We start from the raw sequence: 25,337 nt of genomic DNA, 5'->3' as shown, positions 1-25,337 counted from the left end.
CTCAGCTCCCCGTACTCCGGTACGAACGGACTCCCGCGCGCCAGGCCAGCGACGCGGGCACGAACACCACGAAGGCCACCAGCGGGCTCAGGAACGCGGCCCACCCCGGCAGTCCCAGCGGATCGGGCCGCCCCAGCAGGTACAGCGCGGGCAGCCAGTTGACGAAGGCCAGCGGGACGATGAAGGTCACCCCGCGCAGCAGCTCGGTCGCGAAGACGGTCGGCGGGTACTGCAGCATCGTGCAGCCCCCGTAGGTGAAGGAGTTCTGCACCTCCGCCGCGTCCCCGGCGACGAACTGGAAGGCGGCCCCGGCCACCATCACCGCCGCGAAGATCGCCGCACCGGACAGCACCATCACGGGCACCAGCAGCACCTTCCCCGCCGTCCAGTCCACCTCCAGCGACCAGAGCGCCCAGCCCAGCACGCCCAGCCCCTGCACGACCCGGCCCAGCCGGCGCAGCGCGAAGCGGTCGGCCGCGACCTGCGCGAGCAGCGGTACCGGACGCACCAGCATGGTGTCGAGCGAGCCGTCGCGGATCCGGGCGCCGATCCGGTCGGTGTTGCCCAGCAGCAGGTCCGCCAGTCCCAGGGACGCCGAGCAGGACCCGTACAGCAGGGCGATCTCGGGCAGCGTGAAGCCACCGAGGACGTCCACGTGGGAGAACATGATGGAGATCGCGACGAAGTCCAGCAGGGTGATCGCCGCGTTCCCCACCGTCGACAGGACGAAGGACGTCCGGTACGTCATCGTCGACCGGATCCACATGGCCACGATCAGGCCGTAGCCGCGCAGCCCCTCCAGGACCCGGCCATGCGCCCGCGGCGCCTCCGGATCCGTAAACTCCCGCGCCGGCCGCGTCTCGGCCGGCCCGGCCGTCGCGGCGGCCGTACCCGCCGTACCCGCCGTACCGGTCGCCTCAGCCACCCTGGACCACCACCTTCCGCGTCGCCGCCGACTGCAACAGCCGCCCGGCGCCCAGCAGTACGAGGACCCAGCCGGCCTGGAAGCCCAGCGCGCCGACCGCGTCCCCGGCCCCCGAGTGCACGCCCAGCAGCACGTCCATCGGGACCTGGAGCATGGCCGCCCAGGGCAGTACGCGCACGAACTCCCCGAAGGCGCCGGGGAAGACGGTCAGCGGCAGCAGCATCCCCGAGAAGAAGATCGAGACGACGGTCGCCATCAGGTTGATCCCGGACCCGTCCATCAGCCAGAAGGCCAGCAGCCCCAGCATGTAGCGCACGGCGAAGCTCACCACCAGCCCGAGCACGACGGAGACCAGGAACAGCAGCCACCGCCACGGGTCCGAGGGCAGCGCCAGCTGGAAGGCCAGCGCCCCCGCCACGAGCGGGACCAGCCCGCGCCCCAGCAGCTGGAAGGCGGACCTGCCCAGGTCGGCCGCGAGCCACCACATCTGCAGGTCCGCGGGCCGGTACAGGTCGACGGCGATGTCGCCGGTGCGGACCCGCTCCTGGATCTCCTCCTGGAACCCGCCGCCGATGAACGCCCCGGCCGCCAGCAGCGACTGGCTCACCCAGACGAAGGTCAGGGCCTGGGCCCGGTCGTAGCCGCCGAGCCCCGGACGCTGGTCCCACAGGGCGGCGTACGTGAACGCGACGATGAACCCGAACACGGTATTGGTGAAGACGCCCGCCGCGGTCGCCGTGCCGTAGGTGGCGTACCGCCGGAACCCGCCGGCCGCGACCGCCGCGTAGAGGCGCACTCTCTGGCGCACCGTATCCCCTCCGTTTTCCACGTCGTTCCTACGTCGGCCAAAGCGCGCGAGCTTAGTGCGGAGGGGCGAGCCACGCGACCGATTTACCCCCGTCCGGGACGGTGGTCACCGGCCATCGGGTAGACACCATGAGGTACAGAAGTGGATATTTCGAACAGCGTCGAGGAGTCCTGGAGATGAGCGACCAGTCACCACCCGCGGGCTGGACCCCTCGCGACCCGGACACCCCGCCCGGCGGACCCGCGGGACCCGCAGGTGCCGATGGACCGGGCGGACCCGGCGGACCCGACGGACCCGGCGGACCCGACGGCTCCGGCGCACCCGGCGGGAAGGCCCGCCGCCGCCGGACCGGCCTGCGGCGCCTCCTCCCCACCTGGCGCATGGTCCTCGGCGCCGTACTGCTCCTCGCCCTCCTGGTCGGCGGCGGCCTCGTGGCCGGCTACCTGCTGGTCGACATCCCGCCGGCCAACGCCGCCGCGACCGCGCAGTCCAACGTCTACCTCTACTCCGACGGCTCCCAGATCGCCCGCGACGGCGAGGTCAACCGCGTCAACGTGCCCCTCTCGCAGATCCCGCTGACCGTCCAGGAGGCCGTACTGGCCGCAGAGGACCGGGACTTCCACTCCGAACGGGCGGTGGACCCCAAGGCGATGGTCCGCGCCGCCTGGAACACGGCCACCGGCAAGGGCACCCAGTCCGGCTCGACGATCACCCAGCAGTACGTCAAGAACTACTACCTGGGCCAGGAACAGACGATCAAACGCAAGGCCAAGGAGTTCTTCATCGCGGTCAAACTCGGCCGCGAGAAGTCCAAGGCGTACATCCTCGAGGGCTACCTGAACACCAGCTACTTCGGGCGCAACGCCTACGGCATCCAGGCCGCGTCCCAGGCGTACTACGGCAAGGACGTCAGCAGCCTCACCACCGCCGAGGGCGCCTACCTCGCCACCCTGCTCAACTCCCCCAGCGCCTTCGACGTCGTCTCCCACCCGCAGAGCCGTACCCGCGCCCTCGCCCGCTGGAACTACGTCCTCGACGGCATGGTCAAGAAGGGCTGGCTGCCCGCCGCCGAACGCGCGGCCACCGGCTTCCCCGAGCCCGGCAAGGTCCGCGCCGCCGCCGGCCTGTCCGGCCAGCGCGGCTACCTCGTCGAAGCGGTCAAGGAGTTCATCCTCGACCGCAAGATCCTCGACGACAAGACCCTCGCCGAGGGCGGCTACCGGATCACGACCACCATCGACCGCCGCCACCAGGCCGACTTCGTCGCGGCCGTCGACGACCGGATGCTCGGCAGACTCGACCCCGGCACGCGCAAGGCGGACCGGCTCGTCCGGGCCGGCGGCGTCTCCATCGACCCGGCCACCGGCAAGGTCGTCGCCATGTACGGCGGCGTCGACTACACCAGGCAGTACGTGAACAACGCGACCCGGCACGACTACCAGGTCGCCTCCACCTTCAAGCCGTTCGTCTTCGCGGCGGCCGTCGAGAATGACTCCCGCACCCAGGACGGCCGCCGGATCACCCCCCACACCGTCTACAACGGCGACAACAAACGGCCCGTCGTCGGCGGCCGGATCCGCTTCGCCCCGGAGAACGAGGGCCAGATCTCCTACGGGAACATCACCGTCACCACCGCCACCGACCTCTCCGTGAACGCCGTCTACGCGCAGATGGCCGTCGACGTCGGCACCGCCAGGGTCAAGAAGACCGCCATCGACCTCGGCATCCCCGAGGACACCCCGAACTTCGTGGTCGGCCCGGCCATGGCGCTCGGCACCCTCCAGGCCAGCGTCCTCGACATGACCCAGGCGTACGCGACCCTCGCCGACCACGGCCGCCGCACCCCCTACACCTTCCTGGAGGAGATCGCGAAGGGCGGCGACAAGATCGCCCTGCCCGAGCGCCCCTCCGTCCAGGCCATCAGCCGCGAGGCCGCCGACACCACCACGTCCATGCTGGTCAGCGTCGTGGACAACGGCACCGGCACGGCGGCCCTCGCCGCCGGCCACCCGGCCGCGGGCAAGACCGGCACCGGTGAACTGGACCGCTCGGCGTGGTTCGCGGCCTACACCCCGAACCTCGTCACGGTGGTCGCCATGATGGGCCAGGACCCGGACACCGGCACCCTGGAGTCGCTGTACGGGGCCCTCGGCGAGTCCCGCATCGGCGGTGGCGGCTACCCGGCCCGGATCTGGGCCGCCTACACGAAGAGCGCACTGGAGGGCACCGACCCCGTGGACTTCGAACTCGACCTCCAGCCGGGCGCCGCGCAGCCCTCGCCGCCGCCCTCCACGCAGTCGGACCCGCCGCAGGAGAGGCCGGGCGACGGCACCCCGCCCGCTGACCGGCGGCCGACCCCGCCGTCCGGCGGCCAGGACAACGGCGGCCAGGACAACGGCGGGCAGAACTCCGGCGGCCGGACACAGGGCGGCCGGGACAACGGGGGCCAGGACGGCGGGGGCGGCGACGACGGCGGCCGGACGCAGGGCGGCCAGGACAGCGGAGGCCGGACCCAGGGCGGACAGGACGACGGCGGCACCAGCCAGGGCGACGAGGGCGGCACCACCGCGGGCACCCAGGGCGGGGCCGGCTCGGGCGGCTGGGACGGCGGCGGGGTCATCGGGGGCCCGCGCCCGCCGTCCGCGTTCCTGGAGTAGCCGTTCCCGCCGTTCCCGGAGCAGCAGCGGACTCAGTGACCGGAGGTCGCCTTCAGCCCCACCACGGCCACCAGCAGCAGACAGATGAAGAAGATCCGGGCGGCGGTGACGGGCTCACCCAGCACCGCCATACCGAGCACGGCCGCACCGGCGGCACCGATGCCCACCCACACCCCGTACGCCGTGCCGATGGGCAGGGTCTTCGCGGCGTAGGACAGCAGCACCATGCTGGCCACGATCCCGGCACCCGTGAACACACTGGGCCACAGCCGGGTGAAGCCCTCGGTGAACTTCATGCCGATCGACCAGCCGACTTCGAGCAGACCGGCAAGGAGAAGAAGGACCCAGGCCATGACGGCACCTCCGAGACATCGAGCGATACGGGGTGCGTCGTCTTTGCGTACCCGGTACGGCGCGTCTCGTCGGGTTCTCACCCACCGTAGCAAAGGACAGCGAAAAGGGCTGGTGACCCGGGCCACCAGCCCTTGCGCTCGACCACCGGTCCGATCAGCGGTCCGATCGGCGGTTCAGAAGTCGGAGGTCGCAGGTCGCAGGTACAGCCCGTCAGAGGTCAGAGGTACAGCCCGGTGGAGTCGTCCGACCCCTCCAGCCGCTCCGCGGCCACGGCGTGCAGGTCCCGCTCGCGCATCAGCACGTACGTCGCACCGCGCACCTCGACCTCGGCACGGTCCTCGGGGTCGTACAGCACCCGGTCCCCGGGCTCGACGGTCCGGACGTTCTGCCCGACCGCGACGACCTCGGCCCAGGCCAGCCGCTTGCCCACGGCGGCCGTCGCCGGGATCAGGATGCCGCCGCCGGAACGCCGCTCGCCCTCGGGCAGATCGGATTTCACGAGCACGCGGTCGTGCAGCATGCGGATGGGCAGCTTGTCGTGGGTGGTGTTCTCGCTCACGCCACGAACCTACCTGCCCGCGCCCGTCCCGTACCGCGCAGGGTCATCCGCGCTTGTGGCGCGCCGAGACGACGAGGAGTCCGACCAGACCGGCCGCGACCAGCGCCACGGGCACGATGCGCTCCAGGCGCGGGCTGCCGTCCGGGTGGCGCAGACCGTCCCGCACGTCCGTCACGACACGGTTCACCGTGGCGAAGGCCCGCCCCGCGGTCTCGTCGACGGTCGAGGCGACCCGGGCCCGCGCGTCCCCGATGATCGTCTGCGGGTGCATGCGCACGCCGATCTCGTCGAGCGTCTCGGCGAGCTGCTCGCGGCGGCGGACGATGTCCGCCTCGATCTGTGCGGGGGTCCTGGCTTCCGACACCGCGCTGCCTCCGTCGTCGTGGTCGTGGTGGTCGTGATCGTGTGGGGGCGTAGTCCGCCGTGAACAGTCTGTCAGCTTAGTCTCGTGACGTACCGATCCCCTCCCGAGGAGACTGTCAGATGAGCGAGCGACTGCAGCCGGGCGACACCGCCCCCGCCTTCACCCTGCCCGACGCGGACGGCAACGAGGTCTCGCTCGCCGACCACAAGGGCCGCAAGGTCATCGTCTACTTCTACCCCGCCGCGCTGACGCCGGGCTGCACGAAGCAGGCGTGCGACTTCACGGACAACCTGGACGCCCTGGCCACGGCCGGCTATGACGTCATCGGCGTCTCCCCCGACAAGCCGGAGAAGCTCGCGAAGTTCCGCGAGAAGGAGAACCTGAAGGTCACCCTGGTCGGCGATCCGGAGAAGGAGACACTGGCGGCGTACGGGGCGTTCGGCGAGAAGAAGCTGTACGGCAAGACGGTGACGGGCGTCATCCGCTCGACGGTGGTCGTGGACGAGGAGGGCAAGGTCGAGCACGCCTTCTACAACGTGAAGGCGACGGGCCACGTGGCCAAGATCATCAAGGACCTGGGCATCTGACCCCTGCCCCCGTCCTCCGGAGCGGGCCGCCCCTGGTCAGGGGCGGCCCGCTCCGATTGTCGGACGACCCAACCCGTGACCGTCCGACTATCGGCTCGTTGCTCCGTACGAGAGCCGCACACGCGGCCGGGGTGAGGGGGCGGAATGCCGATCAGTCCGTACACGAGGGAACGCCTGGCGGAGGCTGCCGCAGGAGCGCGGACGCTCACGGAGGCGTTACGAAGGCTGGGCGTGGACCCTGGCGGCCCGTCGCGGCGTTACCTGCGCGACCGCATGCGGAAGCTCGGCGTGGACGTGTCGCACTTCGAGCGTGAGGGGGTGAGGTGGACGAGAGAAGTACTGGCGGAGGCCGTCGCCGCGTCCACGACGATGTGCGAGGTCCTCAGGCGACTCGGTCTTGACGTGGTGGGCGGTCACCACACCCACATCAGCCGCAGGGTGAAGGCGTTCGGGATAGACACCTCCCACTTCGCGTTGCCCTCCTCGGCGGGGCGCCCAAAGGTGCGAAGGACCCCAGAATCGCTGCTGGTCAGGCAGGAAGGCCCGCAGGCCCGCCGTATGCAGAGCGCGCACCTCAAACGGGCCCTCGCGGTCCTGGGAGTTCCCGATGCATGCCGGATGTGCGGTGTAGAAGCCGTTTGGCAGGGGCGCCCGCTTCCGTTGGAGGTCGACCACATCGACGGCGACTGGCGTAACAACCTCCCTGAAAACCTGCGGCTGTTGTGCCCGAACTGCCACTCCACCACGGACACGTACCGCGGACGCGCGAAGGGCCGGCAGCGATGACGGGCGTCCACGACACCAGCGGCTCGGCACGTCGACGCCGATCGTACGCACGACGCGTGAAGCCCGAGGCATCCCTCCTGCGCGACGCCGTCGCCGCGTCCCACTCACTGGCCGAAACCCTGCGGCGGCTGGGCCATGAGCCTTCGGGAAGCATGAACGAGGCGCTCAAGTCCTGGATCCGCGAGGACGGACTGTCGACCGTGCACTTCCTCGGCCAGGCACACCACCGCGGTAAAACCGGCACCATCCCACTGCGGCGGGCCGAGGATGTTCTCGTGCGACACGACGGACGGCGCCGTACTCGCTCCCATCTGCTCCTGCGCGCGCTGCGCGAGGTCGGCGTTCCTGAATGCTGCGCGATGTGCGGAACACCCCCGGTCTGGCACGGGCAACCGATGACGCTGGAGGTCGACCACATCGACGGCGATTGGAGCAACGACCTGCGTGAGAACCTCCGGCTCCTGTGCCCCAACTGCCACGCGGTCACCAGCACGTGGTGCCGTGGTGGAAGACCCGGCAGATCCGGCAGCTAGCTCCCACCCGCATCCCGCCGTCACCCAGTACAGTGGTCTTGGCTTGCGCCCGTACGCCAACGGCTGAGCGGCGATCTTTAGGTGGTCGTGTCTGTCGGTTCGAATCCGATCGGGCGTACCAACGCGAAAGGCCTGTCCGCCCTACTCCGGGAGGACAGGCCTTCGGCGTGTCCTCCCGTCAGGGCAGCAGGGCGCGGATGAAGGGGACCAGGGCTCGGAAGGCCTGGCCGCGGTGGGAGATGGCGTTCTTCTCGGCCGCGGTGAGTTCCGCGCAGGTGCGGGCCTCGCCCAGCGGCTGGAGGATCGGGTCGTAGCCGAAGCCGCCCGTGCCCGACGGGGCGTGGCGCAGGGTGCCCAGGAGGCGGCCCTCCACGACGCGTTCGGTGCCGTCCGGCAGGGCGAGGGCCGCCGCGCAGAAGAAGTGGGCGCTGCGGTTCTCGTCGGCGATGTCGCCGAGCTGGGCCAGGAGCAGGTCCAGGTTGGCCTTGTCGTCGCCGTGGCGGCCGGCCCAGCGGGCGGAGAAGATGCCGGGGGCGCCGTGCAGGACGTCCACGCACAGGCCGGAGTCGTCGGCGACCGCCGGCAGGCCGGTGGCGCGTGCCAGGGCGTGTGCCTTGAGGAGGGCGTTCTCGGCGAAGGTGACGCCGGTCTCCTTGACGTCGGGGATCTCCGGGTAGGCGTCCGCGCCGACCAGCCCGTGGGGCAGGCCGGCGTCCGCGAGGATGGCGCGCAGTTCGGAGACTTTGCCCGCGTTGCGGGTCGCGAGGATCAGGCGGCTGGGCGTCGAGGTCATGCCCTCATTATCCCGGGGTGCAGACCTTGGAGATCTCGCTCGCGGCGTCGGCGACCGGCTTGATGTCCGGAGTGGGGTTGCCGCTCTCGATGGCGGTGCGGACGTTCTTGACGGCCGTGTTCATCGACTCGATGGCCTTGCCCAGGTCGGCGTTGTCCGTCTGGTCGCCGATCTTCTTGAGGTTCGTCTCGATCTGGTCGAGGGCGTTCTTGGCGTCCTGGGGGCTGTTGCCCGCCTGGGAGACGGCCTGCTGGAGGTCGTTCGCGCCGTCCGTGATGGCGACCGCCGTGTTCGCGCAGTCCATGGCCGTGGAGATGGCGTCGCAGGCGGAAAGGGCCGGGATGGTCAGGACGGCTGCCACGGCTACTGCCGCTATGCGGAGCTTCATGCGGTTCTCCCGAGAGGACGTGTACGGAGGCGGACGGGTGCGGGCGCACGGTGGTGCCACCGTGCGCCCGTTGCCCGTAGGGACGCCGGGGGGCGTGTTGCGGTTGCCGGTGGTTGTCGGCTACAGGCCGAGCGCGCCCCGCTGGATGGCTTCGAGGTCCGCGCAGCCGCCGGCGGCGAGGTCGAGGAGGGCGTTCAGTTCCTTGCGGTCGAAGGGCTCGCCCTCGGCGGTGCCCTGGACCTCGACGAAGCGGCCGTCGCCGGTGCAGACCACGTTCATGTCGGTCTCGGCGCGCACGTCCTCCTCGTAGCAGAGGTCGAGCAGCGGGACGCCGTCGACGATGCCGACGCTGACGGCGGCGACGGTTCCGGTGAGGGGCTTGCGGCCGGCCTTGATGAGCTTCTTCTGCTGGCCCCAGGCGACGGCGTCGGCGAGGGCGACGTAGGCGCCGGTGATGGCGGCGGTGCGGGTGCCGCCGTCGGCCTGGAGGACGTCGCAGTCCAGGACGATGGTGTTCTCGCCGAGGGCCTTGTAGTCGATGACGGCGCGCAGCGAGCGGCCGATGAGGCGGGAGATCTCGTGGGTGCGGCCGCCGATCTTGCCGCGGACGGATTCGCGGTCGCCGCGGGTGTTGGTGGAGCGCGGCAGCATCGAGTACTCGGAGGTGACCCAGCCCTCGCCGCTGCCCTTGCGCCAGCGCGGGACGCCTTCGGTGAAGGAGGCGGTGCAGAAGACCTTGGTGTCTCCGAAGGAGATGAGGACGGAGCCCTCTGCGTGCTTGCTCCATCCGCGTTCGATGGTGACCGGGCGGAGCTGTTCGGGCGTACGGCCGTCGATGCGAGACATGTGTCCGAGCCTAGTGGGTGGCCGGCAGCGCGAAGACCCCGTCCGGGTTGCGGGACGGGGTCTTCGGGTGATGCGGGTGCTGCGGGTGCTCGGTGGTGTTCGGGGCCGAGCGGCCCGGACTCAGGGAGTCCCGGTCACCGGATCACATCATGTCTTCGATGTCGGCGGCGATCGGGTCGGCGTCGGTGCCGATGACGACCTGGACCGCGGTGCCCATCCGGACGACGCCGTGGGCGCCGGCGGCCTTGAGGGCGGCTTCGTCGACGAGGTCGGGGTTGATGACCTCGGTGCGCAGGCGGGTGATGCAGCCCTCGACCTCTTCGATGTTCTCGATGCCGCCGAGCCCGGCGACGATCTTCTCAGCCTTGGTGGCCATGTGTTTCTCCCTGAGTGATGCGAAGAACGAGTCTCAGCGGCCGGAACATGGAGCCCTCCGCACGGCCCGCGTTGTCACGGTAACGCACGGTTGGCCCATCTACGCGAGCGCGTGTCCGGTCCCTGCCGAATGATGACGATCAGCAGCAACCTGCCCACAACTGGTCTACACCAGTGTGCACGCAACTGCTGCCGCATCCAAAAAGCCGCATGCAAAAACCTGTGCCGGTCAGGGAGACGCCGATGAGTGCGAGCAGCGCCGCCGCAGTACCGCGACCGTCGCGGCGCAACACCCTTTACCAGGGGCTGCAGAAGATGGGGCGGAGCCTGCAGCTGCCGATCGCGGTCCTGCCGGCGGCGGGCATCCTGAACCGGCTGGGGCTGATCGACGCCGAGGGCACCGGTGTGTGGCCCCAGATCGCCAAGGTGATGGCCGCCGCGGGCGGCGCCCTGCTCAACGCGGACCTCGGGCTGCCGCTCCTCTTCTGTGTCGGCGTCGCGATCGGGATGGCGAAGAAGGCGGACGGCTCGACGGCGCTGGCGGCGGTGGCCGGCTTCCTCGTCTACCGCAGCGTGCTGCGCGCGTTCCCCGTGCCCTGCCCGGACGGTACGAAGGACGTGGGGGGCGGGTGTCTGGGGCCGGACGAGACCTTCGCCCAGTACACCTTCCAGAATCCGGGGGTGTTCGGCGGCATCGTCATGGGGTTGCTGGCCGCCTGGTTCTGGCAGCGCTACCACCGGGTGAAGCTGGTGGACTGGCTCGGCTTCTTCAACGGCCGCCGGCTCGTCCCGATCATCATGGCCTTCGTGGCGATCGCGTTCGCCGCGCTGTGCCTGTGGGTCTGGCCGCCGATCGGTGCCGCGCTGGAGAGCTTCTCCGACTGGCTGGTGGGCCTGGACTACTGGGGTGCGGGGATCTTCGGCGTCGCGAACCGCGCGCTGCTGGTGATCGGCCTGCACCAGTTCCTGAACGTGCCGGTGTGGTTCCAGTTCGGCAGTTACACCAAGCCGGACGGCGAGGTGGTGCACGGCGACATCAACATGTTCCTCAGCGGCGACCCGGATGCGGGCCTGTTCCTGACCGGCTTCTTCCCGATCATGATGTTCGCGCTGCCGGCGGCGGCTCTGGCGATCACGCACTGTGCGAAGCCGCAGCGGCGCAAGGAGGTCGGCGGGCTGATGCTGTCGGTGGCGCTGACCTCGTTCGTCACCGGGATCACCGAACCGCTGGAGTATTCCTTCCTCTTCGTCGCTCCGGCGCTGTACGCGGTGCACGCGGTGCTGACGGGCGTGTCGATGGCGGTGACGTGGGCGTTCGGCGTCCACGACGGCTTCAGCTTCTCGGCGGGTCTGATCGACTACGTCATCAACTGGGGGCTGGCCACGAAGCCGTGGCTGATCATTCCGATCGGGCTGGGCTTCGCCGTCGTCTATTACGTCGTCTTCCGCTTCGCGATCACGAAGTTCGACATCCCCACGCCGGGCCGGGAGTCGGACGAGGAGATCGAGGCGATGCAGGCGGAGAACACCAAGGCCTGAGGCCGCTTCGGAACAGGGCCCGGACCGGCCCGTCAAGGGCCCTCGGATCACGATCCGGGGGCCTTTCGCACGCCCCGTCACATGTGACCCAGGCCACAGGAAAACGAAGGTTCCTTATCTATCCCTCACCGTGCTACAACTGGTCTACACCACGATTGGTGTAGACCACGACCGCTTCCCCCGGCGGCGTGTTCCCCCCTTTCTGAGACGTCGCCGTCCCCCAGGCTCAACCCCCTTGGCGGCGCCTTGCTCCCCGGAGGAAGTTATGAGTACGGCTACTGACGCCGCTGCGCCGCCCGCCAAGAAGCGAGGAGCCGGCCTGATCCAGGGTCTGCAGAAGGTCGGCCGCAGCCTCCAGCTGCCCATCGCCGTCCTGCCCGCCGCCGGCATCCTGATGCGTCTCGGCCAGCCGGACGTCTTCGGCAAGGACGGCCTCGGCTGGGGCAAGGTCGCCACGGTGTTCGCCACAGCCGGTGACGCCGTCTTCGCGAACCTGCCGCTGCTGTTCTGCATCGGCGTGGCCATCGGTTTCGCCAAGAAGGCGGACGGTTCCACGGCGCTCGCCGCGCTCGTCGGCTTCCTCGTCTACAAGAACGTCCTCACCGCCTTCCCGGTGACCGAGGCCGTCATCAACACGACCGAGAACAAGGGTGTCGACGTCGCCGCGACGTATAACAACCCGGGAGTTCTCGGCGGCATCGTCATGGGTCTGCTCGCCGCGGTCCTGTGGCAGCGCTACCACCGCACCAAGCTGGTGGACTGGCTCGGCTTCTTCAACGGCCGCCGTCTCGTCCCGATCATCATGGCCTTCGTCGGTGTCTTCGCCGGTGTGTTCTTCGGTCTGGTCTGGGAGCCGATCGGCGAGGTCATCTCCAACTTCGGTGAGTGGATGACCGGTCTGGGCGCCGCGGGCGCCGGTGTCTTCGGTGCCATCAACCGCGCGCTGATCCCGATCGGCATGCACCAGTTCGTCAACACCGTCGCCTGGTTCCAGATCGGTGACTTCACCAACGCCGCCGGCGAGGTCGTCCACGGTGACCTGAACCGCTTCTTCGCCGGTGACCCGGACGCCGGTCTGTTCATGACGGGCTTCTTCCCGATCATGATGTTCGGCCTCCCGGCCGCCGCCCTGGCCATCGCGCACACCGCCCGCCCGGAGCGCCGCAAGGCCGTCACCGGCATGATGGTCTCGCTCGCGCTCACCTCGTTCGTCACGGGTGTCACCGAGCCCATCGAGTTCTCCTTCATGTTCATCGCGCCGGTGCTGTACGCGATCCACGCGATCCTGACCGCCCTCTCCATGGCGATCACCTGGGCGCTCGGGGTCCACGCGGGCTTCACCTTCTCCGCGGGTCTGATCGACCTCGGCCTCGGCTGGAGCAAGGCGACCAACCCCTGGATGATCATCCCGATCGGTCTGGTCTTCGGAGCCGTCTACTACTTCGGGTTCCGTTTCGCGATCACCAAGTTCAACCTCCCCACGCCGGGCCGTGAGTCCGACGAGGAGATCGCCGAGATGGAGAAGGCCGAGGCCAAGTAGGCCCCGCACCCTCGCCGAAGCCCCCGCTCTCCCTTCCGGGAGGGCGGGGGCTTCTTCGTCCGTGGGGCGCGGTGGCGCGGGCGCGCGGGGGCGCGATGGATCGGGGGCGCGATGGAGCGGTGGTGCTCAGACCTCGTAGACCGCGCCCGCGTACGCCAGGTCGACCGGGCCGTCGTAGACCGCGCGGGCGTCGGCGAGGTTCTGCGCGGGGTCCGTCCACGGCGGGATGTGGGTGAGGACGAGCCGCCCGACGCCGCCGGCGTGCGCGTACTCGCCCGCCTCGCGGCCGTTGAGGTGGAGGTCCGGGATGTCCTCCTTGCCGTGCGTGAAGGACGCCTCGCACAGGAAGAGGTCGGCGCCCTCGGCGAGCCGGCCCAGCTCGGGGCAGACGCCGGTGTCCCCGGAGTAGGTGAGCGAGCGGCCGCCGTGCTCGACGCGGATGGCGTACGACTCGACGGGGTGGGCGACCCGCTCGGTGCGGACCTGGAAGGGGCCGATCTCGAAGCTCCCCGGCTTCAGGGTGCGGAAGTCGAAGACCTCGCTCATCGACCGCTCGTCCGGGACGTCGTCGTAGGCCGTGGTCAGACGCTTCTCGGTGCCCTCGGGACCGAAGACGGGGATGGTGCCGCAGCGGCCGCCCTCGTGGCGGTAGAAGCGGGCGACGAAGTACGCGCACATGTCGATGCAGTGGTCGGCGTGCAGATGGCTCAGGAAGATCGCGTCGAGGTCGTAGAGACCGCAGTGGCGCTGGAGATCGCCGAGGGCGCCGTTGCCCATGTCGAGCAGCAGCCGGAAGCCGTCGGCCTCGACGAGGTAGCTCGAACAGGCCGATTCCGCGGACGGGAACGACCCCGAACAGCCGACGACGGTGAGCTTCATGGAGCGTGAACCTCCGTGGACGGTCCGTGGACGGAATGCGGGCCGTGCGTGGGTCGAGCGTAAGGCGCGAAACGTCCGGTCGCTCCTCCGCGGCAGGCCGTTGTGGGGGGAATCACCTGCGCTGTCACCCGGGGGAGCGACGGTGGGCACGGACGTTGTCGTGCCGGGGCCTCCCCGCGCGGCTACGGTCGAAACATGGACACGTCCTGGTGGCCCGCGGTGGCCGCGGTCGTGGCTCTGGCATTGGTGATGCTGATCGCCGGGGGGCGGCTGGGTGTCCCCCGCCGGACCCCGCCCGCGCACGGCACCGGCCGGCCGCCGCACCCGCAGCCCGGTGAGCTGTGGACTCTGGCGGACGGGCGGACCTGCCTGGTCCTGGGCGTGGGCCCGGTACGGGAGCACCGGGCGCGGGTCGCGTGGATCACCGCGAAGTACGACGACCGGCGGGCCGGGGTGATCCCGCTGCCCCCGGGGACGGTGGGGGCGCAGGGGCGGGCGGCCTTCCTGGAGGCGGACCGGCCGGACGAGGTGTCGCTGTGGGACTTCCGGGCGCGGCTGGGGATGCTGGACCCGGCGATCTGGGACGAGATCAAGGGGCTGGGAGGCGGTCGGTGATGCCTGGACGGCCGGAGCGGCCCGAGAAGCCGGAGATCCGCCTGCGGCGGGTGTACGACCCGCCGGAGCCGGAGGCGGACGGGCTGCGGGTCCTCGTGGACCGGCTGTGGCCGCGGGGCCTGTCGAAGGCGGCGGCGGAGGTGGACGTGTGGCCGAAGGCGGTCACCCCGTCGACGGAGCTGCGGAAGTGGTTCCACGACGGGGGGCCGGCCGGTGAGTTCCGGCAGCGGTACGAGGCGGAGCTGGCGGAGCCGGCGGCGGTGGCGGAGCTCGGTCGCTTGCGCGGGCTGGTCGGGGGTGGGCCGGTGACGCTGCTGACGGCCGTCAAGGACCCGGGCTCCAGCCATGCGGCGATCCTCGCGGAGCGGCTGTCGGACTGACCGGGCTCCGCCCGGACCGGGGCGCGGTGCCGCTGCGCGGAGCTTCTCCCCGCCCCGCCCTTTCTCCGTTTCCCGGGCGCTGCCCGGACCCGCGCCTCAAACGCCGGCGGGGCTGGAAGGCCGGGCGCTGCCCGGACCAGACCCTCGAACGCCGGCGATCGAGGCGAAGTGTGGCTAGGCCCAGAGCTGGCCCTGGAGGACTTCGATGGCTTCTTCCGTGGTCGCCGCGGTGTAGACGCCGGTCGAGAGGTACTTCCAGCCGCCGTCGGCGACGACGAAGACGATGTCGGCGCTCTCGCCCGCGGCCACCGCCTTGCGGCCGACGCCGATCGCCGCGTGCAGGGCGGCGCCGGTGGAGACGCCCGCGAAGATGCCCTCCTGCTGGAGCAGCTCCCGCGTGCGGGTGACCGCGTCGGAGGAGCCCACCGAGTAGCGGGTGGTGAGCACGGAGGCGTCGTACAGCTCGGGGACGAAGCCCTCGTCCAGGTTGCGCAGCCCGTACACGAGGTCGTCGTAGCGCGGCTCGGCCGCGACGATCTTCACGCCGGGGACGTGCTCGCGCAGGTAGCGGCCGACGCCCATCAGCGTGCCGGTGGTGCCCAGGCCCGCCACGAAGTGGGTGATCGACGGGAGGTCGGCGAGGATCTCCGGGCCGGTGGTGGCGTAGTGCGCGCCCGCGTTGTCGGGGTTGCCGTACTGGTAGAGCATCACCCAGTCCGGGTGCTCCGCGGCCAGTTCCTTGGCCACCCGGACGGCGGTGTTGGAGCCGCCGGCGGCCGGCGACGAGATGATCTCGGCTCCCCACATGGCCAGCAGGTCGCGCCGCTCCTGGCTGGTGTTCTCCGGCATCACGCACACGATGCGGTAGCCCTTGAGCTTGGCCGCCATCGCCAGCGAGATGCCGGTGTTGCCGGAGGTCGGCTCCAGGATGGTGCAGCCGGGGTGGAGCCGGCCGTCCTTCTCCGCCTGCTCGACCATGTGGAGCGCGGGGCGGTCCTTGATCGAGCCGGTCGGGTTGCGGTCCTCCAGCTTGGCCCAGATCCGGACGTCTTCCGAGGGCGAGAGCCGGGGCAGCCGGACGAGCGGCGTGTTGCCGACCGCGGCCAGCGGGAAGTCGTAGCGCATTACTTCGATCCGCCGGCCACGGCCGGGAGGATGGTGACGTTGTCGCCGTCCTTGAGGGCGGTGGAGATGCCGTCGAGGAAGCGGACGTCCTCGTCGTTGAGGTAGACGTTCACGAAGCGGCGCAGCTGACCGCCGTCGACAATGCGCTCCTCGATGCCCTTGTGCCGGGTCTCCAGGTCCGCGAAGAGGTCGGCGAGCGTGGCGCCCTCACCGTTCACGGCCTTCTCGCCGTCGGTGTAGGTGCGGAGGATGGTGGGGATGCGGACCTCGATGGCCATGGCTGGGCTCCAGTCGTCAGGACGTAGGCAGGTGTGCGTGTGCGGGGGAATCGGGCGCGCGGTTCGTCGGCCCCCCGCGCGAGGGGGCTCTGGTGCTCAGGCGGCAGGACAGATGGCGCTGGCGAGGCGGCACAGATCGACGTGCAGCCGCGCCACGAGCAGCAGCCTGCCGGGCGTCTCGATGCTCACGTCGTGGGGAACCATGCGGTCATGTTAACGATTCCCGGTCCCCGGTTTGGAGTGTGATCCCGCATCGTGGACGCCTTCTGCTCACATGGTGGTCAGTAGGCCGCTACGACCTGCACTTCCTCCTCGGTGATCACCCCGTCGACGATGCGGTACGAGCGGAACTGGAACTCTCCGAGCCCGTCCTTGTCGGCCGTGGAGACGAGCACGTAGTGCGCGCCCGGCTCGTTCGCGTAGGTGACGTCGGTGCGCGAGGGGTAGGCCTCGGTCGCGGTGTGCGAGTGGTAGACGATCACCGGCTCCTCGTCGCGGTCGTCCATCTCGCGGTAGAGCTTCAGGAGATCCTTCGAGTCGAACTCGTAGAACGTGGGCGAGCGGGCCGCGTTGAGCATCGGGATGAACCGCTCGGGGCGGCCGGTGCCCGCCGGGCCGGCCACGACACCGCACGCCTCGTCGGGGTGGTCCTGGCGGGCGTGCTCGACGATCCGGTCGTACAGGGCCTGGGTGAGGGTCAGCATGAGCGACAGGATAAGCAGCCGGGCCCTCCCGTACCGATGAGTGGTACGGAAGGGCCCGCATGGTGGACAGAGTGTCCACGGGAGCAGGGCTCCCGGCCGCGGCAGGCGGCCGGGAACCGCTCCTACGAGGCCTTGGTGAAGGCCGCGCCGCGCGGGTCGCGGTTCTTCATGACCAGGTAGGCGACGCCGAGGATCATCCCCCACAGCGGGGCGCAGTACAGCGAGACGCGGGCGTCCTTGTCGGCGCCCATCATCACGATGACCATGCCGATGAAGGCCAGGGCGAACCAGCTCGTGTACGGGGCGCCGGGCGCCTTGAACTTCGAGCCGGGCAGCTCGCCGCGGTCGGCCTTGGCCCGGTATCGGATCTGGCAGACCAGGATCATGATCCAGGCCCACATGCCGGAGATGGTGGCGAAGGAGACGACGTAGTCGAAGGCCTTGCCGGGGGCGACGTAGTTGATCCAGACGCCCACGAGCATCAGCGAGGCGCTGAAGGTGGTGCCGATGAGCGGGGTGCCGCTCCTGGTGAGCCTGGTGAAGACCTTCGGGCCCTGGCCGTTGAGCGCGAGGTCGCGCAGCATGCGGCCGGTGGAGTACATGCCGGAGTTGCAGGAGGACAGGGCGGCGGTCAGGACGACGAAGTTGACGATCGCGGCGCCGATGCCCAGGCCCATGCGCTCGAAGGCGGCGACGAAGGGCGAGACGCCCGGCTGGAAGTGCGTCCACGGGACGACCGAGAGGATCATGATGAGCGCGCCGACGTAGAAGACGGCGATGCGCCACGGCACGGTGTTGATGGCCTTGGGCAGGGTCTTCTCGGGGTCCTTGGACTCGCCGGCGGTGACGCCGACCAGCTCGACCGCGAGGAAGGCGAACATCACGATCTGCAGGGTCATCAGCGTGCCGCCGATGCCCTTGGGGAAGAAGCCGCCGTCGTTCCAGAGGTTGGCGACGGAAGCGGTCTCGGCGGCGTCGGAGAAGCCGATGGTGAGGATGCCGGCGCAGATCAGGATCATGCCGACGATGGCGGTGACCTTGACCATGGAGAACCAGAACTCCAGCTCACCGAAGAGCTTCACGGAGATCAGGTTGGCGCCGTAGAGGATGACCGTGAAGATCAGCGCGTAGGCCCACTGCGGGAAGCTGTCGTGGGTCCAGTACGACATGTACTGCGCGGCGGCGGTGACCTCGGTGATGCCGGTGACCACCCAGAACAGCCAGTACGTCCAGCCGGTGACGTAGCCCCAGAACGGGCCCAGGAACTCGCGGGCGTAGTCCGAGAAGGAGCCGGAGACGGGCCGGTACATGAGCAGCTCGCCCAGGGCCCGCATGATGATGAAGATGACCAGGCCCGCGATCGCGTACGCCAGGATCAGGCTGGGGCCCGCCTTGGAGATCGCCTTGCCGGCGCCCAGGAAGAGGCCGGTGCCGATGGCTCCGCCGATCGCGATCATCTGGATCTGGCGGGCGCCGAGCGTGCGGTGGTACCCCTCGCCGCCGTCGCCCTGAGTGCCCTCGCCGGGCGTGTTGCCTTGCTGCTCGACCTGCACTGAGGTCATGTCTGGTGCGCCTTTCTCCACGCCGACCCGCGCCTTCAGCGGCTGCGGATCGGGTCCTCGATCCCCCCGGATACGGATGGAGTTGCACGCCGGCGGTCTGCCGGTTCAAGCGGGCCGGGAGACATGGGTGGCGTCCCGTCGGCGGTCGTGAAGATTTATCACGGGCTTACGACGGTCCGAGGGGGAGAAATGTGGCGCACGGCATCAAAATTTCCGGACAAACTCCTGTGATCATGACAGATCACCGCATGGCGGTGATCTGATCGTTATCCGGATTTGAGCATCCGCTGAGCGAACGCCGACTCCCTCTTGAGGTTCCTCAGAGGGTTTCGATCAAGGACTCCTGGAGCCCGCCGAGCCACAGGTACGCCATCACCATGGGCTTGCGCGGGTCGTCGTCCGGCAGCCGGAAGAGAGCCCCGCTCTCGTCGTCCTCGGTGATGTCGAGCCGGGCGGCGAGGGTCAGGCGCAGGTCGTTGAGCCCGCCCAGCCAGCGCAGCGGCAGCTCGCCGGTCAGTTCCAGCACGGCGGCCCCGTCGCCGGCCGGGGTGAGCGCGTCGAGGCTGCGCACGAGGGCGAGGGCGTCGTCGCGCTTACGGGTGCGCAGGTCGTTCTCGGTGTAGCGGCGGAACTCCGCCGAGCGTGCCTTGGTCTCGGCCGGGTCCACGCCCTCGTCGCCCGCGCCGTCCGGGGAGCCGTAGGCGTCGGGGAAGAGCCGGGCCAGCGCCGGGTCGGACGGGGGCTCGGTGGGGCCTTCGGCGAACAGTGCGGCGAGGGGATCGGCGTCCTCGGCGGGCTCGGGGTCGCCGGGACCGATCAGCTCCAGCATCTGGACGGCCAGGGAACGCAGGATGGAGATCTCGATCTCGTCCAGCGCGATGGCGGCTCCGCCGCCCTGCAGGGACTCGAACATCCCGGTCCGGCCCATCAGGTGCGGTCCTGGGAGAGGGTCGCCCACAGGCCGTAGCCGTGCATGGCCTGCACGTCGCGCTCCATTTCCTCGCGGGTGCCGCTCGACACGACCGCCCGCCCCTTGTGATGGACGTCGAGCATCAGCTTGTGCGCGACGTCCTTCGAGTATCCGAAGTACGCCTGGAACACGTACGCCACGTAGCTCATGAGGTTGACCGGGTCGTTGTGCACCAGGGTCACCCAGGGAACGTCAGGTTCCGGGACCGCGAAGGTCTCTTCGGCCGACTCAGTGCGTTCGATCTCAATGGGAGCAACACTCACTTGTCCCATGCTGCCACCGTGACGGGCCCGTTGCACAAACGGGACCCACATCTCGTCACTTTGACGAAATGTGCGCTAGCATCGCCGCCATGAACCCTGCGGACCTGGGCCTGCCGGTGGACGTGCCGTCGACAGCGCTCTTCACGGACCATTACGAGCTCACGATGTTGCAGGCCGCCCTGGCCAACGGCACCGCCGACCGCCGCTCGGTCTTCGAGGTGTTCACCCGGCGGCTTCCCGAGGGGCGCCGCTACGGGGTGGTCGCGGGGACCGGCCGGGTGCTGGACGCGGTGGAGAACTTCCGCTTCGACAGCGCGGTGCTGGAGTTCCTGCGCGAGCGGGCCGTCGTCGACATGCGGACGCTGGACTGGCTGGCCTCGTACCGCTTCTCCGGCGACATCTGGGGCTACCCGGAGGGCGAGGTCTACTTCCCCGGCTCCCCGGTCCTGCGCGTGGAGGGCAGCTTCGCCGAGTGCGTGCTGCTGGAGACGGTGATCCTGTCGATCCTGAACCACGACTCGGCGATCGCCGCGGCCGCCTCCCGGATGTCCTCGGCGGCCGGGGACCGGCCGCTGATCGAGATGGGCGCCCGCCGCACGCACGAGCTGGCGGCCGTGGCCGCGTCGCGGGCCGCGTACGTGGGCGGCTTCACCTCCACCTCGGACCTGGCGGCCGGCTTCCGGTACGGCATCCCCACCGTCGGCACCAGCGCGCACGCCTTCACCCTGGTCCACGACAGCGAGCGGGACGCCTTCACGGCGCAGGTGGCCTCGCTGGGCCGCGGCACCACGCTTCTGGTGGACACCTACGACGTGGCCGAGGCCGTGCGCACCGCCGTCGAGGTGGCGGGCACGGACCTGGGCGCCGTGCGGATCGACTCCGGGGACCTGCTGCTGGTGGCCCACCGGGTGCGCCAGCAGCTGGACGAGCTGGGGGCGACCTCGACGAAGATCGTCGTCACCTCGGACCTGGACGAGTACGCCATCGCCTCGCTGGCGGCGGCTCCGGTGGACGCGTACGGCGTGGGCACACAGCTGGTCACCGGCAGCGGGCACCCGACGTGCTCGATGGTCTACAAGCTGGTGGCGCGGGCCACCTCGGCGGACCCGAAGGCGGCACTGGTCCCGGTGGCCAAGAAGTCGACCGGGGGCAAGACCTCCATCGGCGGCCGCAAGTGGGCGGCGCGGCGGCGGGACGCTGACGGGGTGGCGGAGGCGGAGGTGATCGGCGTGGGCCCGGTTCCGTCGGCCCTGGCCGACCAGCAGCTGCTGACGCACCTGGTCAAGGCCGGCGAGGTGGTCGCCCGCGAGCCGCTGGAGGCCGCCCGCGACCGCCACCGCGCGGCGCGCGCCTCCCTCCCGCTGAGCGCGACCCAGCTCTCCCGCGGCGAAGCCGTGCTCCCCACGGAGTACGTGTAACCCGGCGGGTGCGCTCGGCCGTGAGCGGGTGCGCTCGGCCGTGAGCGGGTGCGCTCGGCCGTGAGCGGTGCGGCGCCGTTGCGGGGGCTCGGCCCCCGAGCCCCCGCGCCTCAATCGCCGGCGGGGCTGGCTCGGGCGCCTCCCAGCGGTGGCTGGGGGAGTTTGAGGCGCGGGGGTCCGGGGGCAGAGCCCCCACGCGGCGCAGCCGCCGTGCAGCACAGTGGGAAGGGGCGGGGCGGGGGAGAGCCTCCCGCAGGGCCCGCAGCACACCATCAAGCCGAAGGGCACGCGAAATGCACCGCGCACTGATCGTCGTCGACGTACAGAACGACTTCTGCGAGGGCGGCAGCCTCGCGGTCACCGGCGGAGCCGATGTCGCCGCCGCCATCACCGAGCTGATCGGGCAGGCCACCGCCGGGTACCGGCACGTCGTCGCCACCCGCGACCACCACATCGACCCGGGGACGCACTTCGCGCACCCGCCGGCCGAGCCGGACTACGAGACCTCCTGGCCGGTGCACTGCGTGGCCGGCACCGAGGGCGTCGGGTTCCACCCGAACTTCGCGCCCGCCGTGGCCTCGGGTGCGGTCGCCGCCGTCTTCGACAAGGGCGCGTACGAGGCCGCCTACAGCGGCTTCGAGGGTGCGGACGAGAACGGCGAGACCCTCGCCGCCTGGCTGCGGGAGCGGCACGTCGGCGAGGTCGACGTGGTCGGCATCGCCACCGACCACTGTGTGCGGGCCACCGCCCTCGACGCCGCCCGCGCGGGCTTCACCACGCGCGTCCTGCTGGACCTGACGGCGGCCGTGGCCCCGCACACCACCGAGCGGGCCCTGGAGGAGCTCCGCGCGGCCGGCGTGACCCTCGTGGGCACGGCCGGGCCCCGGTCCTAGGAACGCCGGGGCACGGCCGCGCCGCGGGCCTGCGTACCCGCCCCGGGCCCTACGTGCCCAGCAGGGCCCGGATCGGGTGCCAGAGCTCCTGGGCCCGGTCGGGCGCGCCGCGCCACAGCAGGCCGTCCGGATGGTGCAGGACGGCCGTCACCTCGTCGGGTGTGGGCGGCTGTGCGTTGCCTCGCAGGTACACCGCCCGCATCCCGAGGTTCCGCAGCCTGGTCAGGGCGCGGGCCCGGTTCGCGGCGTGCACCAGCACGCGGACATTTCCGCCCTCACCGGACGGCCTCGGCAGCGTGAGCGCAACGACCACGCTGCCGCCTGGCAATCTGACGAAACCTCCACCGGGCATGTCGGTCATCTCCCCCGTCAATAAGAACCTCGTACCGGGGTATCTAAACGCGATCGGCCGCCGCCCGCTAGAGGGCGACGGCCGATCACGCTTTGACCTGCGGTTTTACCGAATTACTTCTTCGAGGGACCCACCTCGACGGTCATGACCTCACCGTCGTAGGTCTCCTTCAGGATCTTGATCTTGGTGTTGGTGTCAGTGACCTTCACCGATCCGGTCGGGTTCTCGTCGGAGTAGTACTTGCCCGGGTTGCGGTCGTCGAAGACCAGGTTCGCGGGCTTCGGCTTCAGGAAGAGCGACTCGCCGTTCTTGTGCAGCGTGAAGGCATCCGTCGAGTACGCGCTGAAGGTGGCGTCGTACGGCTGGATCTTGTTGCGCAGCAGGGTGCCGTCGGCCCACTTCATGGGCTTGGCGTTGGCGTCGATCGGGAGGATCAGACCCTGGCCCGGGTGCTGGCTGGTGTTGTTGTCCTTCTGGCTGGTGTCCCACTGCCAGATCAGCAGACCGTCCTGGTACGGGTAGTGCTCGACCCAGTCCGGACGGGTGTTGCCGAAGCCGAAGTTGTACGGGCCCACCTTGAGGGTGGAGTCGTAACTGACGTAGCGGCGGTTCTCGGCCAGGTAGTACTGCGCGTACTCCTTGGTGAAGCTGGCGCCGATGCGCGAGAAGCCCTTGCCGGTCCAGCCGTTGTCGCCGTTCTCGGCGCCGTCGGTGAACAGCGCGGAGCCGTCCGCGGTGATGGTGAGGGCGTCGCCCGTGAAGCCCTTGCCGCCCGCGCCGCCGTCCGTCTGGTAGCGGAAGCGGAGGTCGACCTTCTTGCCCGCGTAGGCGTCGAGCGAGAAGTTCAGGTTCTTCCAGGCACCCGAGACGCCGGTGAGCGACGGGCTGCCGGCGGCGTCGACCGGGATGGCCGTGCCGTCGGCGGTGCCGGCGAGGGCGGTCCAGTTGGCACCGCCGTCCGTGGACACCTCGGTGTAGAGGTAGTCGTAGTCGGCCTCGATGTCCCACCAGCCCTTGAGGGACAGGGCGGCGGAGGACTTGCCCGTCAGGTCGACGGAGCGGGTGAGGGTGTTCTTGAGGTCGTCACCCATGCCGCTCCACCACTGGGTGGAGCCCTCGGCGGGCGCGACGACGTCCGTCTGGACCTTCTTCTTCGGCAGCTCGACGACCAGGGCCTGCTTGTCCTTGGTGTTGAACTCCGCCACACCGAGCTTGTGGGTGGACTTCGTCGCGGCCTTGGCCGTGTCGTAGTTCAGCCAGCCCAGCTGGAGCTTGTCCCAGGCGGTCATGTCGCCCGGCATGTCGCCTATGGAGTCCTTGCCGGTGCCGAGCCAGGAGCCGGCCGACATCAGGGACCAGAAGCCGACGCCGTTCTCGCCGCCACCGGAGGTGTCGTAGAGGTCGGGCAGGCCCAGGTCGTGGCCGTACTCGTGGGCGAAGACGCCGAGGCCGCCGTTCTCGGGCTGCATCGTGTAGTCGCCGACCCAGATGCCGGAGTCGCCGATCTGGGTGCCGCCGGCCTTGTTGTTGGCCGGGCCGGTCTTGCCCGCGGAGGTGCCGTAGGCGTACCAGCGGTGCGCCCACAGGGCGTCGGGGCCCTGCACGCCGCCGCCGGCCGACTCGTCCTCGCCCGCGTGGACGATCTGGAAGTGGTCGATGTAGCCGTCGGGCTCGTTGAAGTTGCCGTCGCCGTCGAAGTCGTAGCGGTCCCAGACGTCGTACTGGGCCAGCTTCGCCTTGATCTCGGCGTCGGTCTTCCCGGCCTTCTTCTGGGCCTCGACCCACGCCGTGACGCCGTCCTTGACGGTGTCCCAGACGTTGGAGCAGTTGCTCTGGCCGCAGAAGTTCGAGCCGTAACGGGCCTCGTTGTACGGGACCTTGACCCAGTCGGAGACCTCGCCCTCGACCGAGTAGCGGCCCGAGGAGGTCTTCTCGTAGTACGTCTTCAGGGAGTGCTTGCCCTCACCGGTGGCGAAGTACAGGTCCTGGAAGTACTGACGGCTGAAGTCCTTGCGCCAGGCCGTGCTGTTGTCCTTGGCACGGTCGGGCTCGGCGATCGTGTTGTGCAGCGGACCGGGGGTGCCGCCGTACTTCGGAACGGCCGGCTTCGGGCCGGGGCCGTCCGGGTCGTGCATGGTCGTGCTGTCGACCTGGTCACCGAACTCGACGAGGATCGTGAAGATCTTGTCGGTCTTCTCGCGGCCGAGCTCGACGTACTTCTTGTCGTCCAGCTTGACGACCTTGGAGGCGCCGCGCTGCTCGACGCCCTTCTTGCCCTGGAGCACCTGGTCCAGAGCGGCCTTGCGCTGCTGCGCCTGCTGCTCGCTGAACGGGCCCTTGAGGTCGTGCTCGACGACCTTGGCAGGAGTGGTCGGGTCCTGCCGGTCGGCCACCGGGGCGGCCGTGGCCTTGCCCTCGGCCTGGGCCGCGGTGACGGTGAAGAAGGTCGCACTGGTCGCGCAGGCGGCCATGGTCACGGTGACGGCGGCAGCGCGGATCGCACGCCGTCGGGCGGAATTGCTGGTCACTTGATGTCGTTCCCCTCCCGCGGCCGCAGCGTCTGAGTTCGGAACTTCTCCATAGGAGCGGGGGGTTCCGCGCGGCGCGCGTCTCAAGTGACGACATTTGACCGGAGAGACGCAAGAAAAGACAGACCTTGACTTGAACCTTACAACTGCACTATGCGGTCAGGGAGTTCCGCTATCCGGACGTTCCGCTGCCATACGGGGCGAAGGGCCCTTCCCGACCCTGTATCGGGTCCGTACCGTCCCCTTTCTCCCCCCTGCGGGGCGTGAAATGTGACCCCGTGCGCCCCCTGTGCTCCGGCACCGTGTGTTAGGTCAC

Annotated in this window: 29 protein-coding genes, 1 tRNA gene and 1 riboswitch; of the genes, 11 read left to right on the top strand and 19 right to left on the bottom strand. The window is 70.0% G+C overall.

The window, feature by feature from the left end; translation table 11 throughout:
- Position 1: 1 nt before the first annotated feature.
- Together AAT21_RS00540 and AAT21_RS00535 are read right to left on the bottom strand one after the other, a co-directional pair.
- Positions 2 to 925, bottom strand: coding sequence for an ABC transporter permease (locus tag AAT21_RS00540; protein WP_412180286.1), 924 nt, complete (start codon positions 923 to 925; stop codon positions 2 to 4).
- A complete protein-coding gene (locus AAT21_RS00535) occupies positions 918 to 1,721 on the bottom strand; it encodes an ABC transporter permease (RefSeq protein WP_046774759.1) in 804 nt (267 codons plus the stop codon). The genes AAT21_RS00540 and AAT21_RS00535 overlap by 8 nt, the downstream gene beginning before the upstream one ends.
- A 188-nt stretch (positions 1,722 to 1,909) precedes the next feature.
- Here AAT21_RS00535 and AAT21_RS00530 point away from each other — a divergent pair, with 188 nt between their 5' ends.
- Positions 1,910 to 4,390 carry a transglycosylase domain-containing protein gene (locus AAT21_RS00530; protein ID WP_046774758.1) on the top strand — a complete coding sequence of 827 codons (2,481 nt, stop codon included), beginning with the start codon at positions 1,910 to 1,912 and terminating at the stop codon, positions 4,388 to 4,390.
- Between the two features lie 32 nt (positions 4,391 to 4,422).
- Here AAT21_RS00530 and AAT21_RS00525 read toward each other — a convergent pair whose 3' ends face one another.
- The 3 genes from AAT21_RS00525 to AAT21_RS00515 form a co-directional block, all read right to left on the bottom strand.
- Positions 4,423 to 4,743, bottom strand: coding sequence for a DMT family transporter (locus tag AAT21_RS00525; protein WP_030026576.1), 321 nt, complete (start codon positions 4,741 to 4,743; stop codon positions 4,423 to 4,425).
- Between the two features lie 31 nt (positions 4,744 to 4,774).
- A riboswitch (guanidine-III (ykkC-III) riboswitch) is annotated at positions 4,775 to 4,839 on the bottom strand.
- A gap of 122 nt (positions 4,840 to 4,961) precedes the next feature.
- Positions 4,962 to 5,303, bottom strand: coding sequence for a GroES family chaperonin (locus AAT21_RS00520; protein WP_030852162.1), 342 nt, complete (start codon positions 5,301 to 5,303; stop codon positions 4,962 to 4,964).
- 43 nt (positions 5,304 to 5,346) lie between these two features.
- Positions 5,347 to 5,667 carry a DUF3618 domain-containing protein gene (locus tag AAT21_RS00515; RefSeq protein ID WP_046774757.1) on the bottom strand — a complete coding sequence of 107 codons (321 nt, stop codon included), beginning with the start codon at positions 5,665 to 5,667 and terminating at the stop codon, positions 5,347 to 5,349.
- A 119-nt stretch (positions 5,668 to 5,786) separates the two neighbouring features.
- Between AAT21_RS00515 and bcp the strand changes: the two genes are divergently transcribed.
- The 4 genes from bcp (at position 5,787) to AAT21_RS00495 (ending at position 7,694) form a co-directional block, all read left to right on the top strand.
- On the top strand, positions 5,787 to 6,254 hold the full coding sequence (gene bcp / locus AAT21_RS00510) for a thioredoxin-dependent thiol peroxidase (RefSeq protein WP_046774756.1): 468 nt from the start codon (positions 5,787 to 5,789) through the stop codon (positions 6,252 to 6,254).
- A gap of 144 nt (positions 6,255 to 6,398) precedes the next feature.
- Complete coding sequence (locus AAT21_RS00505; protein ID WP_046774755.1) at positions 6,399 to 7,040, top strand: HNH endonuclease signature motif containing protein; 642 nt, start codon at positions 6,399 to 6,401, stop codon at positions 7,038 to 7,040.
- Positions 7,041 to 7,096: 56 nt separating this feature from the next.
- A complete protein-coding gene (locus AAT21_RS00500; RefSeq protein ID WP_327152706.1) occupies positions 7,097 to 7,573 on the top strand; it encodes an HNH endonuclease in 477 nt (158 codons plus the stop codon).
- Positions 7,574 to 7,618: 45 nt separating this feature from the next.
- Positions 7,619 to 7,694, top strand: a tRNA-Leu gene (locus AAT21_RS00495).
- Positions 7,695 to 7,751: 57 nt separating this feature from the next.
- On the opposite strand, the gene rdgB is transcribed toward AAT21_RS00495, so the two are convergent.
- The 4 genes from rdgB to AAT21_RS00475 form a co-directional block, all read right to left on the bottom strand.
- The gene (gene rdgB, locus AAT21_RS00490; RefSeq protein ID WP_046774753.1) at positions 7,752 to 8,366 is read right to left on the bottom strand and encodes an RdgB/HAM1 family non-canonical purine NTP pyrophosphatase; all 615 of its coding nucleotides are present in this window, start codon (positions 8,364 to 8,366) and stop codon (positions 7,752 to 7,754) included.
- Positions 8,367 to 8,373: 7 nt separating this feature from the next.
- Positions 8,374 to 8,754, bottom strand: coding sequence for a hypothetical protein (locus tag AAT21_RS00485; RefSeq protein WP_046774752.1), 381 nt, complete (start codon positions 8,752 to 8,754; stop codon positions 8,374 to 8,376).
- 120 nt (positions 8,755 to 8,874) lie between these two features.
- Positions 8,875 to 9,600: a ribonuclease PH gene (gene rph / locus AAT21_RS00480; RefSeq protein WP_030962816.1), complete on the bottom strand. Its 726-nt coding sequence runs from the start codon at positions 9,598 to 9,600 to the stop codon at positions 8,875 to 8,877.
- A gap of 142 nt (positions 9,601 to 9,742) precedes the next feature.
- On the bottom strand, positions 9,743 to 9,976 hold the full coding sequence (locus tag AAT21_RS00475) for a glucose PTS transporter subunit EIIB (protein ID WP_030662640.1): 234 nt from the start codon (positions 9,974 to 9,976) through the stop codon (positions 9,743 to 9,745).
- Positions 9,977 to 10,218: 242 nt separating this feature from the next.
- Here AAT21_RS00475 and AAT21_RS00470 point away from each other — a divergent pair, with 242 nt between their 5' ends.
- Complete coding sequence (locus tag AAT21_RS00470) at positions 10,219 to 11,514, top strand: PTS transporter subunit EIIC (protein ID WP_046774751.1); 1,296 nt, start codon at positions 10,219 to 10,221, stop codon at positions 11,512 to 11,514.
- 265 nt (positions 11,515 to 11,779) lie between these two features.
- Positions 11,780 to 13,054, top strand: a complete 1,275-nt coding sequence (locus AAT21_RS00465) for a PTS transporter subunit EIIC (RefSeq protein WP_046774750.1) — start codon at positions 11,780 to 11,782, stop codon at positions 13,052 to 13,054.
- A gap of 126 nt (positions 13,055 to 13,180) precedes the next feature.
- Here AAT21_RS00465 and AAT21_RS00460 read toward each other — a convergent pair whose 3' ends face one another.
- Entirely contained in the window at positions 13,181 to 13,933 is a 753-nt protein-coding gene (locus tag AAT21_RS00460) for an MBL fold metallo-hydrolase (protein WP_046774749.1), read from the bottom strand.
- Between the two features lie 195 nt (positions 13,934 to 14,128).
- Here AAT21_RS00460 and AAT21_RS00455 point away from each other — a divergent pair, with 195 nt between their 5' ends.
- Positions 14,129 to 14,548, top strand: a complete 420-nt coding sequence (locus tag AAT21_RS00455; RefSeq protein ID WP_046774748.1) for a hypothetical protein — start codon at positions 14,129 to 14,131, stop codon at positions 14,546 to 14,548.
- On the top strand, positions 14,548 to 14,928 hold the full coding sequence (locus AAT21_RS00450; protein WP_046774747.1) for a DUF488 domain-containing protein: 381 nt from the start codon (positions 14,548 to 14,550) through the stop codon (positions 14,926 to 14,928). The genes AAT21_RS00455 and AAT21_RS00450 overlap by 1 nt, the downstream gene beginning before the upstream one ends.
- A gap of 174 nt (positions 14,929 to 15,102) precedes the next feature.
- Here AAT21_RS00450 and AAT21_RS00445 read toward each other — a convergent pair whose 3' ends face one another.
- From AAT21_RS00445 to clpS, 7 genes are all read right to left on the bottom strand, one after another.
- A complete protein-coding gene (locus AAT21_RS00445; RefSeq protein WP_046774746.1) occupies positions 15,103 to 16,053 on the bottom strand; it encodes a PLP-dependent cysteine synthase family protein in 951 nt (316 codons plus the stop codon).
- Complete coding sequence (locus tag AAT21_RS00440) at positions 16,053 to 16,331, bottom strand: MoaD/ThiS family protein (protein ID WP_030662661.1); 279 nt, start codon at positions 16,329 to 16,331, stop codon at positions 16,053 to 16,055. Before AAT21_RS00440 ends, AAT21_RS00445 begins: the two co-directional genes overlap by 1 nt.
- Positions 16,332 to 16,427: 96 nt before the next feature.
- Positions 16,428 to 16,535 (bottom strand): putative leader peptide, encoded by a 108-nt coding sequence (locus AAT21_RS39800; RefSeq protein ID WP_310941867.1) that lies wholly within the window; start codon positions 16,533 to 16,535, stop codon positions 16,428 to 16,430.
- Positions 16,536 to 16,612: 77 nt separating this feature from the next.
- Entirely contained in the window at positions 16,613 to 17,035 is a 423-nt protein-coding gene (locus AAT21_RS00435) for a M67 family metallopeptidase (protein ID WP_046774745.1), read from the bottom strand.
- Between the two features lie 122 nt (positions 17,036 to 17,157).
- Positions 17,158 to 18,597 (bottom strand): amino acid permease, encoded by a 1,440-nt coding sequence (locus AAT21_RS00430; RefSeq protein ID WP_046774744.1) that lies wholly within the window; start codon positions 18,595 to 18,597, stop codon positions 17,158 to 17,160.
- Between the two features lie 319 nt (positions 18,598 to 18,916).
- Positions 18,917 to 19,525, bottom strand: a complete 609-nt coding sequence (locus tag AAT21_RS00425; protein WP_046774743.1) for a DUF2017 domain-containing protein — start codon at positions 19,523 to 19,525, stop codon at positions 18,917 to 18,919.
- Positions 19,525 to 19,839 carry an ATP-dependent Clp protease adapter ClpS gene (clpS, locus tag AAT21_RS00420; RefSeq protein ID WP_046774742.1) on the bottom strand — a complete coding sequence of 105 codons (315 nt, stop codon included), beginning with the start codon at positions 19,837 to 19,839 and terminating at the stop codon, positions 19,525 to 19,527. Before clpS ends, AAT21_RS00425 begins: the two co-directional genes overlap by 1 nt.
- A gap of 80 nt (positions 19,840 to 19,919) precedes the next feature.
- On the opposite strand from clpS, the gene AAT21_RS00415 reads away from it, so the two are divergent.
- Both AAT21_RS00415 and AAT21_RS00410 read left to right on the top strand, forming a co-directional pair.
- Positions 19,920 to 21,248, top strand: coding sequence for a nicotinate phosphoribosyltransferase (locus tag AAT21_RS00415; RefSeq protein WP_046774741.1), 1,329 nt, complete (start codon positions 19,920 to 19,922; stop codon positions 21,246 to 21,248).
- Between the two features lie 293 nt (positions 21,249 to 21,541).
- Positions 21,542 to 22,141 (top strand): nicotinamidase, encoded by a 600-nt coding sequence (locus AAT21_RS00410; protein ID WP_046774740.1) that lies wholly within the window; start codon positions 21,542 to 21,544, stop codon positions 22,139 to 22,141.
- Between the two features lie 49 nt (positions 22,142 to 22,190).
- Here the strand turns inward: AAT21_RS00410 and AAT21_RS00405 are convergent, their stop codons facing one another.
- Together AAT21_RS00405 and AAT21_RS00400 are read right to left on the bottom strand one after the other, a co-directional pair.
- Positions 22,191 to 22,493, bottom strand: coding sequence for a hypothetical protein (locus tag AAT21_RS00405; protein WP_030825287.1), 303 nt, complete (start codon positions 22,491 to 22,493; stop codon positions 22,191 to 22,193).
- A gap of 113 nt (positions 22,494 to 22,606) precedes the next feature.
- Complete coding sequence (locus tag AAT21_RS00400) at positions 22,607 to 24,964, bottom strand: immune inhibitor A domain-containing protein (protein WP_046775473.1); 2,358 nt, start codon at positions 24,962 to 24,964, stop codon at positions 22,607 to 22,609.
- Positions 24,965 to 25,337: the final 373 nt, after the last annotated feature.

Origin of the sequence: Streptomyces yangpuensis (assembly GCF_001005295.1) — a bacterium.
Classification (GTDB): Bacteria; Actinomycetota; Actinomycetes; order Streptomycetales; family Streptomycetaceae; genus Streptomyces; species Streptomyces yangpuensis.
Note: the sequence above shows the minus strand (reverse complement) of the source record. Positions and strands in the feature narration are given on the sequence as shown.

Coding starts and splice junctions, on each gene's coding strand:
- AAT21_RS00530 (WP_046774758.1), top strand. CDS start 1,910: ATGAGCGACCAGTCACCACCCGCGGGCTGGACCCCTCGCGACCCGGAC.
- AAT21_RS00525 (WP_030026576.1), bottom strand. CDS start 4,743: ATGGCCTGGGTCCTTCTTCTCCTTGCCGGTCTGCTCGAAGTCGGCTGG.
- bcp (WP_046774756.1), top strand. CDS start 5,787: ATGAGCGAGCGACTGCAGCCGGGCGACACCGCCCCCGCCTTCACCCTG.
- AAT21_RS00505 (WP_046774755.1), top strand. CDS start 6,399: ATGCCGATCAGTCCGTACACGAGGGAACGCCTGGCGGAGGCTGCCGCA.
- rdgB (WP_046774753.1), bottom strand. CDS start 8,366: ATGACCTCGACGCCCAGCCGCCTGATCCTCGCGACCCGCAACGCGGGC.
- AAT21_RS00485 (WP_046774752.1), bottom strand. CDS start 8,754: ATGAAGCTCCGCATAGCGGCAGTAGCCGTGGCAGCCGTCCTGACCATC.
- rph (WP_030962816.1), bottom strand. CDS start 9,600: ATGTCTCGCATCGACGGCCGTACGCCCGAACAGCTCCGCCCGGTCACC.
- AAT21_RS00475 (WP_030662640.1), bottom strand. CDS start 9,976: ATGGCCACCAAGGCTGAGAAGATCGTCGCCGGGCTCGGCGGCATCGAG.
- AAT21_RS00470 (WP_046774751.1), top strand. CDS start 10,219: ATGAGTGCGAGCAGCGCCGCCGCAGTACCGCGACCGTCGCGGCGCAAC.
- AAT21_RS00465 (WP_046774750.1), top strand. CDS start 11,780: ATGAGTACGGCTACTGACGCCGCTGCGCCGCCCGCCAAGAAGCGAGGA.
- AAT21_RS00460 (WP_046774749.1), bottom strand. CDS start 13,933: ATGAAGCTCACCGTCGTCGGCTGTTCGGGGTCGTTCCCGTCCGCGGAA.
- AAT21_RS00455 (WP_046774748.1), top strand. CDS start 14,129: ATGGACACGTCCTGGTGGCCCGCGGTGGCCGCGGTCGTGGCTCTGGCA.
- AAT21_RS00450 (WP_046774747.1), top strand. CDS start 14,548: ATGCCTGGACGGCCGGAGCGGCCCGAGAAGCCGGAGATCCGCCTGCGG.
- AAT21_RS00445 (WP_046774746.1), bottom strand. CDS start 16,053: ATGCGCTACGACTTCCCGCTGGCCGCGGTCGGCAACACGCCGCTCGTC.
- AAT21_RS00440 (WP_030662661.1), bottom strand. CDS start 16,331: ATGGCCATCGAGGTCCGCATCCCCACCATCCTCCGCACCTACACCGAC.
- AAT21_RS39800 (WP_310941867.1), bottom strand. CDS start 16,535: ATGGTTCCCCACGACGTGAGCATCGAGACGCCCGGCAGGCTGCTGCTC.
- AAT21_RS00435 (WP_046774745.1), bottom strand. CDS start 17,035: ATGCTGACCCTCACCCAGGCCCTGTACGACCGGATCGTCGAGCACGCC.
- AAT21_RS00430 (WP_046774744.1), bottom strand. CDS start 18,597: ATGACCTCAGTGCAGGTCGAGCAGCAAGGCAACACGCCCGGCGAGGGC.
- AAT21_RS00425 (WP_046774743.1), bottom strand. CDS start 19,525: ATGGGCCGGACCGGGATGTTCGAGTCCCTGCAGGGCGGCGGAGCCGCC.
- clpS (WP_046774742.1), bottom strand. CDS start 19,839: ATGGGACAAGTGAGTGTTGCTCCCATTGAGATCGAACGCACTGAGTCG.
- AAT21_RS00415 (WP_046774741.1), top strand. CDS start 19,920: ATGAACCCTGCGGACCTGGGCCTGCCGGTGGACGTGCCGTCGACAGCG.
- AAT21_RS00410 (WP_046774740.1), top strand. CDS start 21,542: ATGCACCGCGCACTGATCGTCGTCGACGTACAGAACGACTTCTGCGAG.
- AAT21_RS00405 (WP_030825287.1), bottom strand. CDS start 22,493: ATGCCCGGTGGAGGTTTCGTCAGATTGCCAGGCGGCAGCGTGGTCGTT.
- AAT21_RS00400 (WP_046775473.1), bottom strand. CDS start 24,964: ATGGCCGCCTGCGCGACCAGTGCGACCTTCTTCACCGTCACCGCGGCC.